The following is a 4245-nucleotide window of genomic DNA, read 5'->3' as shown; positions in this document are numbered from 1 at the left end:
CCAGATTCGCGGCTTCACGCCGGTACTCCGGGGTGTACTTCTTCCTTGACGAACTCACAATGAACATCCTCTCCTACGGACACAAGATCCGTACTAATAGGGTGTCCACTAAACGAGGGTAACCTCAGGCAATCGTCTTTTGCATCGATCAGATTCCACGAGCGTTCCCGGCAATTCTATGAACGAAAACGCAAAGAAGGCAAAAGACTCAACGCCGCAGCAACCTAAAGTCAACACACCCCCAACAAGCCCACCCACGAAGTTGACAACCTATATAGGAACATCCTCTCGCTCTAGCCGTTTTCGAGCAGCCCAAGGAGCCGTTCGCGCAGCTCATTTTTGCGCTCCACCACCGCGGAGTCATCGCTGCTGCTGCGCGGGCGGGGTAAGCCTACTTCGATATCCTCGATAATGGTGGCCGCTGGTCCCGGTGACATCACCAAAATACGATCTGAGAGCAGTACCGCCTCATCCACGTCGTGAGTAACCATAACCACCGTGCGGCGGTTTTCTTCCCACACGTTCAGCAGTAGCGACTGCAGCTGGCGGCGGGTAAGCGCATCCAGTGCTCCGAAGGGCTCATCGAGCAATAAGATATCCGATCCGATGGCGAAGGCGCGCGCCAAACCGACGCGCTGCTGCATGCCACCTGATAATCGCGACGGCCGCCTATCTGCTGCATGCCCCAGGCTGACCTCGTCGAGGAAATGCTGCGCAATCTGGGCACGCTCTGCCTTCGATAGCTCCGGTCGGGCCGAACGCAGCCCGAATTCGATATTTCCGCGCGCAGTCATCCACGGCAAGAGCGCGTGATTTTGGAATACTACCCCGCGGTCCGGACCAGGCCCGGCCACGGCCTTGCCGCGGGCGCGCACCTGGCCGGTCGAGGGAAATGCGAGGCCCGCGATCATATTTAACATGGTGGATTTTCCGGAGCCCGATGGCCCTAGCAGTGATACGAACTCGCCTTCTCCAATGGATACTGATGTTTCTCCAATGATCTTCGTGGGGCCGTAACTTTTGGTGATACCAGCAAACTCTATATGTGCATTAGTCATAGCGCACCACTTTCTGCAGGGAAGCAACGAGGTAATCCAGGGCCAATCCGATGACTCCGATAAGCACGATGACCACAACGATGGCATCGATATCGAGACGGTTCCACATATTCCACACAAAGAAGCCGACTCCTTGCCCACCGACGAGCATTTCCGCGGCCACGATAACCAACCAAGCGGTCGATAACGATTGCCGCATGCCGGTAATAATTCCCGGCAATGCGGCCGGGCCGACGATATAAAGGAGTTGTTGCATCCGGTTCGTGCCAAGCGTAGCCGCCAAGTTCCGATACGTGGGGTGAATTCCACGGACCGCTTCGATGGTATTGAGCAGCGTCGGCCACAAAGCGGAAAGAATAATGACGAAGACGGCGGTATTTTCAGCATCGCGAAGCAGTGCCAGGCCCAGTGGCAGCCAGGCTAGCGGGGACACGGGTCGCAGGATTTGGACAAAGGGATCCGTCGCGCGACGGAAGGTGGCAGAAGACCCCAGCCAAAAGCCCAACGGGATGGCGATCACCATCGCAATGGCAAAGCCAATGAGCACGCGGCGCAAAGAGGCCACCATGTGCCAGAAGATACCCACCGAGGCCGGCCCGTCCCGGTAAAAGGGATCAGCAAGGATCTCCACGGCCCTATCCCAGGTCCGCACGGGGGTGGGGGCGATATCAGAAAGCCAGCCCGCAGCCACCACCGCCTGCCAGATGGCGATGAAGGCAATGAAAAGCGCGATCCCCAGGCCCATCGCCTTCCATGGGCTCTCCCGCCGCTTATTCCTACGGCCGGCGGTGCGGCCCGGGTGGGGCGCTGCTGCTTGGGCGTCAGTGGGGTCTGTAGTGCTGGTACTGGTGTTAGCGCTGTGATTTTTCAGTGTGGTCATAAGCGTGGAGTCCTTAACGCTGATATCCGGCGGTAGGGTGTAGGGGATCGAAGGTATGGCCGTTGATCTTTACCGGGTCCGAAGTGAGATCGGCTTCACGCGGCAAAACGGATTTCGTGACGTCAAGCAACGCTTGGTCATTCATCGGCATCGCGCTTCCGCCCAGATTCCAGCGAGCCATTTGGGCAGCCATCCACGTAATAGCGGTGGCAGAGGTACTGCCACCAAACTTGATCATCTGTGGATCCACCATGTCCTTGCCGTCCCAGGTGGTGTAGTTTCCGGCCAGTGCTCGCGAAATCAGTTCTTCTTTCTGGTTCAGATATTTTTCCTTGGCCAACATCGCGGCCGATTCATGGATATGGTGCGGGCTATCGACGTACTGCGCGCCTTCCTGCAGTGCCGCAACCACACGGTCGCGCACGCCGCGATCCACTTCTTTCGCCACGGCCACTGAACAGCACGGGTGGTTTTCCCACATCTGCCGGGTAGGAACAAAGGCGCGGCCAGATCCAGTAGTCAGGGCGCGCTGGTTGAAAGGTTCTGGGCCAATAAAGCCGTCGATGGTACCCACCGAAAGTTGCGCCACCATATCGGCTGGGCGCAGGAGGCGCAGCTCCACCTCGGAAACCGGATCCACCCCGCCGGCCACGAGGTAATCGCGCAGCAGGAGGGCGTGCACCGAATATTCAAAGGGGATGCCCAGCACCATGCCTTTGAGATCAGCCGGCCGCGATACGGTATCCAGGTGCGAGGTGGACAAGGTTAGTGCTTGCCCATTGGTGTTTTGTGTAAAGGCCAACTCGGTGGGCCGGGAAGCGTTGGTGGCTCCGGCATCGATAGCTAGCGGCATGGGCGAGAGCATGTGAGCTACGTCTAAGGCACCGGTGGCATAGGCGGTCCAGAGATCCGCCCAACCTGCGAATTTGCGCAGCTCAACGTTGAGCCCCTGCCGTGCGAAGGCGCCCAAGCCATCGGCCGCGACCAGCGGCGACGCGCACGCGATGGGCACGAATCCGATGGTGAGGGATCGCCCTTCCTGCCCGGGTTGTCCGGACTGGGCCTGATCCTCCTGGCGGGGGGAGGAACATGCCGCTAGCACCTGCGAGCCTACTGCCACCCCGCCCATGGCCACTGCACTGCGAAGCATCTGCCGTCGCGACAGGTTCCGGTTATGCACCATACGTTCTTTCTTCACTAGACCAAGTGGTTTGTTCAGAATGAACCTAGGGCAGGCGCGCTAAGGTGTCAATTTCTAAATTCACGGACCAAAAACGGCAGGAATATCATTTTTATTCATCGCAGACCTGCCGTTCTCTACAAAATAGACCTCTTGTTCTAGATTTATACCAACCTTCGAGTTAGTATGGCGCCACCAGTAGATAATTGTCTGATTTAAGGAGCAATTTAATGTCTGATCTCACCCCTAACCACAAAGAAGGCGACGCCCTCGAGCCCATCGACGGCGAGAAGCTCAAGGACCTCGCCCAGAAGAACATCGACAACCCTGAAGGGGGCAAAAAGCACATCCGCACCCACACTGAGGCGGACGGTTTATTCCGCAATAACACCACCGTGCGAGACCACACTATCAAGGTGGGTGAGCCTTTGCCGCTGCTTGGCGATGACTCCGCACCCAACCCCACTGAGGTCGCCCAGGCTGGTCTTGGCGCCTGCATTAACGTTGGTATCCAGGCCATCGCCCAGCACCGCGGCGTTACCCTGACCAAACTCGAGCTGGACATCGTCAGCGACATCGACATCTCCCCAACCTGGGGCGTTGGTGACTTGGGCGAGGATAAGCGCCCCGGCGTTTCCGACGTCAGCGTTAAAATCAACATCGACGGCGACGCAGACAAGGAGACCCTACAGAAGATCGTGGACGACGCCATCAAGTGGTCCCCGGTTGTTAATACCTACACCCGCCCGGCCAACCTCACCCACGAGTTGGTCTAAGGTTTAGCTAAAGAAAAGCGCCCGGCAAGAGCTAGGCGCTTTTCTTATGCCCTAGTTAATTTGGGATCTAGGGCTCGTTGCAACGATGAGTTGAGCACCATAAAGCCCGTGAGACCTGCCCCCCATTTGGTGGGCACCTAATATCCAACCCAGTCGAGTTGGCAAGATTGGTAATCTACCATCATGTTCAGGTACTGAGAACAGTTCACACGCGATGCCGTTATTGAAGTGTCCCAGGTTTTGTTCCGTTTGAGTAGATGGGAAAATCTGGAATATGCCAAGAAAATTTGACCAAGATGCGAAGGACCGTGTGGTCCGTCTCGTGGAAGACCGCATCTTGGCGGAAAACAT

At 57.3% G+C, this 4245-nt stretch carries 4 protein-coding genes; 1 reads left to right on the top strand and 3 read right to left on the bottom strand.

Annotated elements, in window-relative coordinates; genetic code table 11:
- Nucleotides 1-293: 293 nt before the first annotated feature.
- From D9V82_RS11705 to D9V82_RS11695, 3 genes are read right to left on the bottom strand one after another with little or no spacing between them, the layout of a single operon-like run.
- A complete protein-coding gene (locus tag D9V82_RS11705) occupies nucleotides 294-1058 on the bottom strand; it encodes an ABC transporter ATP-binding protein (protein ID WP_121912510.1) in 765 nt (254 codons plus the stop codon).
- Complete coding sequence (locus D9V82_RS11700; protein ID WP_121912509.1) at nucleotides 1051-1938, bottom strand: ABC transporter permease; 888 nt, start codon at nucleotides 1936-1938, stop codon at nucleotides 1051-1053. Before D9V82_RS11700 ends, D9V82_RS11705 begins: the two co-directional genes overlap by 8 nt.
- A 13-nt stretch (nucleotides 1939-1951) precedes the next feature.
- A complete protein-coding gene (locus D9V82_RS11695; RefSeq protein WP_121912508.1) occupies nucleotides 1952-3121 on the bottom strand; it encodes an ABC transporter substrate-binding protein in 1170 nt (389 codons plus the stop codon).
- A gap of 227 nt (nucleotides 3122-3348) precedes the next feature.
- Between D9V82_RS11695 and D9V82_RS11690 the strand changes: the two genes are divergently transcribed.
- Nucleotides 3349-3894, top strand: coding sequence for an OsmC family protein (locus D9V82_RS11690; RefSeq protein ID WP_121912507.1), 546 nt, complete (start codon nucleotides 3349-3351; stop codon nucleotides 3892-3894).
- The last annotated feature ends 351 nt before the right edge of the window (nucleotides 3895-4245 follow it).

It is taken from the genome of Corynebacterium macginleyi, assembly GCF_003688935.1.
In the GTDB taxonomy this organism is placed as follows: domain Bacteria; phylum Actinomycetota; class Actinomycetes; order Mycobacteriales; family Mycobacteriaceae; genus Corynebacterium; species Corynebacterium macginleyi.
This window is presented reverse-complemented; position numbering and strand designations above follow the sequence as displayed.